Origin of the sequence: Frigoribacterium sp. Leaf164, from assembly GCF_001423665.1 — a bacterium.
Lineage (GTDB): Bacteria > Actinomycetota > Actinomycetes > Actinomycetales > Microbacteriaceae > Frigoribacterium > Frigoribacterium endophyticum.
This window is the reverse complement of sequence record NZ_LMOX01000004.1, coordinates 1-5460: the sequence shown is the minus strand read 5'-3', so window position 1 is coordinate 5460 and position 5460 is coordinate 1. Positions and strand designations below refer to the sequence as shown.

At 54.8% G+C, this 5460-nt stretch carries 2 rRNA genes; both read left to right on the top strand.

The features are described 5' to 3' along the window. Window positions 1–314: 314 nt before the first annotated feature. Window positions 315–1836: ribosomal RNA gene (locus ASF82_RS15030) — 16S ribosomal RNA — on the top strand. Window positions 1837–2315: 479 nt separating this feature from the next. After that, window positions 2316–5439, top strand: a 23S ribosomal RNA gene (locus tag ASF82_RS15025). Together the 16S and 23S rRNA genes form the textbook arrangement of a ribosomal RNA operon. The last annotated feature ends 21 nt before the right edge of the window (window positions 5440–5460 follow it).

The following is a 5460-nucleotide window of genomic DNA, read 5'->3' as shown; positions in this document are numbered from 1 at the left end:
GCGACACCGGCTCCTTACGGGGGTCGAAGAGCGGTGGTCTTACATGGTGAAGATCGGTGCTAAGGTTTCACAGCTGCCTCGGACGAGGGCCTTTATATAGGTCGGGTTCCGGGTGCGTTTGGTCCTTGAGAACTCAACAGCGTGCACATTGTCAAATGCCAAATTATACCCTGGCATCGTGATGAACTTCGGTTCTGAGTGGTGTTTAGGTTTCTTTGAGATTGATGGACAACAACAATCGTCAGATTGTTTTGTTCTTTGGTCAGCATCAAATTCAGCAGATTCGGCCTTTTTCCGGTTGGTCTGTTTTTTCTTTTACGGAGAGTTTGATCCTGGCTCAGGACGAACGCTGGCGGCGTGCTTAACACATGCAAGTCGAACGATGAACTCCAGCTTGCTGGGGGGATTAGTGGCGAACGGGTGAGTAACACGTGAGTAACCTGCCCTTGACTCTGGGATAAGCGCTGGAAACGGCGTCTAATACCGGATACGAGCTTCAGCCGCATGGCTAGGAGTTGGAAAGAATTTCGGTCAAGGATGGACTCGCGGCCTATCAGCTAGTTGGTGAGGTAATGGCTCACCAAGGCGACGACGGGTAGCCGGCCTGAGAGGGTGACCGGCCACACTGGGACTGAGACACGGCCCAGACTCCTACGGGAGGCAGCAGTGGGGAATATTGCACAATGGGCGAAAGCCTGATGCAGCAACGCCGCGTGAGGGATGACGGCCTTCGGGTTGTAAACCTCTTTTAGTAGGGAAGAAGCGAAAGTGACGGTACCTGCAGAAAAAGCACCGGCTAACTACGTGCCAGCAGCCGCGGTAATACGTAGGGTGCAAGCGTTGTCCGGAATTATTGGGCGTAAAGAGCTCGTAGGCGGTTTGTCGCGTCTGCTGTGAAATCTGGGGGCTCAACCCCCAGCCTGCAGTGGGTACGGGCAGACTAGAGTGCGGTAGGGGAGATTGGAATTCCTGGTGTAGCGGTGGAATGCGCAGATATCAGGAGGAACACCGATGGCGAAGGCAGATCTCTGGGCCGTAACTGACGCTGAGGAGCGAAAGCGTGGGGAGCGAACAGGATTAGATACCCTGGTAGTCCACGCCGTAAACGTTGGGAACTAGATGTGGGGACCATTCCACGGTCTCCGTGTCGCAGCTAACGCATTAAGTTCCCCGCCTGGGGAGTACGGCCGCAAGGCTAAAACTCAAAGGAATTGACGGGGGCCCGCACAAGCGGCGGAGCATGCGGATTAATTCGATGCAACGCGAAGAACCTTACCAAGGCTTGACATATACCGGAAACGGCCAGAGATGGTCGCCCCGCAAGGTCGGTATACAGGTGGTGCATGGTTGTCGTCAGCTCGTGTCGTGAGATGTTGGGTTAAGTCCCGCAACGAGCGCAACCCTCGTTCTATGTTGCCAGCACGTTATGGTGGGAACTCATAGGAGACTGCCGGGGTCAACTCGGAGGAAGGTGGGGATGACGTCAAATCATCATGCCCCTTATGTCTTGGGCTTCACGCATGCTACAATGGCCGGTACAAAGGGCTGCGATACCGTAAGGTGGAGCGAATCCCAAAAAGCCGGTCTCAGTTCGGATTGGGGTCTGCAACTCGACCCCATGAAGTCGGAGTCGCTAGTAATCGCAGATCAGCAACGCTGCGGTGAATACGTTCCCGGGCCTTGTACACACCGCCCGTCAAGTCATGAAAGTCGGTAACACCCGAAGCCAGTGGCCTAACCCCTTGTGGGATGGAGCTGTCGAAGGTGGGATCGGTGATTAGGACTAAGTCGTAACAAGGTAGCCGTACCGGAAGGTGCGGCTGGATCACCTCCTTTCTAAGGAGCATGTACCAGCCCTGCTGTTTACACAGGGATCATCTGGTCAAGTCAGTTCCGGAGCGAATGTCTCTGGCTGGCGCTCATGNGGTGGAACATTGACAATGGTCGTTTTGTGACGGCGCAGTGCTTAGTACGATCTCTTCGGAGGTCTGGAACGGTGTGGCGCACAAGCGGAACGGTATGCACGCTGTTGGGTCCTGAGGGACCAAGCTTCCACGCTCTTCGGGGTGTGGGGTTTTACCTCTGGGCCAGGAAAGTCCTGCATGTATCGCAGGGTGATTCTGGTGCCGCCCGTATTTTGAGAACTACACAGTGGACGCGAGCATCTTAGTCGCAAATCACGAGCCNGGCCCTTTAGGGGGTTGGTGACCGGGTTTGTGATACTAAGTGCAATTTCTTAGACCAACTCAGCCTTCGGGTTGGGTTGGCGAATGAGATAACACTGAGCTGCCAGCTTTGGCTGGTGGCAACTTTGTGGTCAAGTTTCTAAGAGCAAACGGTGGATGCCTTGGCATCTGGAGCCGAAGAAGGACGTAGAAATCTGCGATAAGCCTCGGGGAGCTGATAATCGAGCCCTGATCCGAGGATTTCCGAATGGGGAAACCCCGCCAGGCGTTTTGACCTGGTGACTCCCGCCTGAATATATAGGGCGGGTAGAGGGAACGTGGGGAAGTGAAACATCTCAGTACCCACAGGAAGAGAAAACAACAGTGATTCCGTGAGTAGTGGCGAGCGAAATCGGAAGAGGCTAAACCGGTCATGTGTGATAGACGGCGGTCGTTGCATGGTCGGGGTTGTGGGACCCGTTGTCCTGTTCTGCCGGACAGGAACAGTTACAGCGCAGTATAGGCGAACAGCTTTGAATGGCTGGTCATAGAGGGTGCGAACCCCGTAGCCGAAATGCTGGCGCTGGCTGAATGGGGATCCCAAGTAGCTCGGGGCCCGAGAAATCCCGTGTGAATCTGTCAGGACCACCTGATAAGCCTAAATACTCCCAGATGACCGATAGCGGACAAGTACCGTGAGGGAAAGGTGAAAAGTACCCCGGGAGGGGAGTGAAATAGTACCTGAAACCGTTTGCTTACAAACCGTTGGAGCCTCCTTGTAGGGGTGACAGCGTGCCTTTTGAAGAATGAGCCTGCGAGTTAGCGATATGTGGCGAGGTTAACCCGTGTGGGGTAGCCGTAGCGAAAGCGAGTCTTAAGAGGGCGATCCAGTCGCATGTCCTAGACCCGAAGCGAAGTGATCTATCCATGGCCAGGTTGAAGCGACGGTAAGACGTCGTGGAGGACCGAACCCACTTCAGTTGAAAATGGAGGGGATGAGCTGTGGATAGGGGTGAAAGGCCAATCAAACTTCGTGATAGCTGGTTCTCTCCGAAATGCATTTAGGTGCAGCGTTGCGTGTTTCTTGCCGGAGGTAGAGCTACTGGATGGCCGATGGGGCCCAAAAGCTTACTGACGTCAGCCAAACTCCGAATGCCGGTAAGTGAGAGCGCAGCAGTGAGACGGTGGGGGATAAGCTTCATCGTCGAGAGGGAAACAACCCAGACTACCAACTAAGGTCCCTAAGCGTGTGCTAAGTGGGAAAGGATGTGGAGTTGCATAGACAACCAGGAGGTTGGCTTAGAAGCAGCCACCCTTGAAAGAGTGCGTAATAGCTCACTGGTCAAGTGATTCCGCGCCGACAATGTAACGGGGCTCAAGCACACCACCGAAGTTGTAGATTTCGTATTATAGACAAGCCTTCGTGGTTCAGTCGTACGGAGTGGTAGGAGAGCGTCGTGTGGCCAGTGAAGCGGCGGTGTAAACCAGCCGTGGAGGCCACACGAGTGAGAATGCAGGCATGAGTAGCGAAAGACGGGTGAGAAACCCGTCCTCCGAAAGACCAAGGGTTCCAGGGCCAGGTTAATCCGCCCTGGGTAAGTCGGGACCTAAGGCGAGGCCGACAGGCGTAGTCGATGGACAACGGGTTGATATTCCCGTACCGGCGAAGAACCGCCCAAGCTAATCCAGTGGTGCTAAGAGTCCTAACCCGGCTGAGCGGATCCCTTCGGGGTGATGCCGGCCGGTCTAACGCTCGACCCCATGCTGGTGCGGTTAGCGTATTAACAGGTGTGACGCAGGAAGGTAGCTGAGCCAGGCGATGGTATCCGTAAGGTGAACCTGGTGTAAGGATGTAGGGCTGACGATAGGCAAATCCGTCGTCAATGTGCCTGAGACCCGATGCGTACCCCGATTGGGGGAAATCAGTGATCCTATGCTGCCGAGAAAAGCATCGACGCGAGGTTCAAGCCGCCCGTACCCCAAACCGACTCAGGTGGTCAGGTAGAGAATACCAAGGAGATCGAGAGAATCGTGGTTAAGGAACTCGGCAAAATGCCCCCGTAACTTCGGGAGAAGGGGGGCCGGAACCGTGATGGGATTTACTCCCGGAGCGGGAAAGGCCGCAGAGACCAGTGGGAAGCGACTGTTTACTAAAAACACAGGTCCGTGCCAAGTCGCAAGACGATGTATACGGACTGACGCCTGCCCGGTGCTGGAAGGTTAAGAGGAAGGGTTAGCGCAAGCGAAGCTCAGAATTTAAGCCCCAGTAAACGGCGGTGGTAACTATAACCATCCTAAGGTAGCGAAATTCCTTGTCGGGTAAGTTCCGACCTGCACGAATGGCGTAACGACTTCCCAGCTGTCTCAACCGCGAACTCGGCGAAATTGCACTACGAGTAAAGATGCTCGTTACGCGCAGCAGGACGGAAAGACCCCGTGACCTTTACTACAGCTTGGTATTGGTGTTCGGAGTGGCTTGTGTAGGATAGGTGGGAGACTGTGAAGCTTGGACGCTAGTTCAGGTGGAGTCATTGTTGAAATACCACTCTGGTCACTTTGGATATCTAACTACGAACCGTGATCCGGTTCTGGGACAGTGCCTGGTGGGTAGTTTAACTGGGGCGGTTGCCTCCTAAAGAGTAACGGAGGCGCCCAAAGGTTCCCTCAACCTGGTTGGCAATCAGGTGTCGAGTGTAAGTGCACAAGGGAGCTTGACTGTGAGACTGACAAGTCGAGCAGGGACGAAAGTCGGGACTAGTGATCCGGCAGTGGCTTGTGGAAGCGCTGTCGCTCAACGGATAAAAGGTACCTCGGGGATAACAGGCTGATCTTGCCCAAGAGTCCATATCGACGGCATGGTTTGGCACCTCGATGTCGGCTCGTCGCATCCTGGGGCTGGAGTAGGTCCCAAGGGTTGGGCTGTTCGCCCATTAAAGCGGTACGCGAGCTGGGTTTAGAACGTCGTGAGACAGTTCGGTCCCTATCCGCTGCGCGCGTAGGAAATTTGAGAAGATCTATCCCTAGTACGAGAGGACCGGGATGGACGAACCTCTGGTGTGTCAGTTGTCCTGCCAAGGGCACCGCTGATTAGCTACGTTCGGAACGGATAACCGCTGAAAGCATCTAAGCGGGAAGCCGGCTTCGAGATGAGATTTCCATACCCTTCGGGGTGAGAGGCTCCCAGCTAGACTACTGGGTTGATAGGCCGGATGTGGAAGTGGGGACTAACGACCCATGGAGCTGACCGGTACTAATAAGCCGATAACTTGACAACACTCTTCCCTTGTAGAGGGGA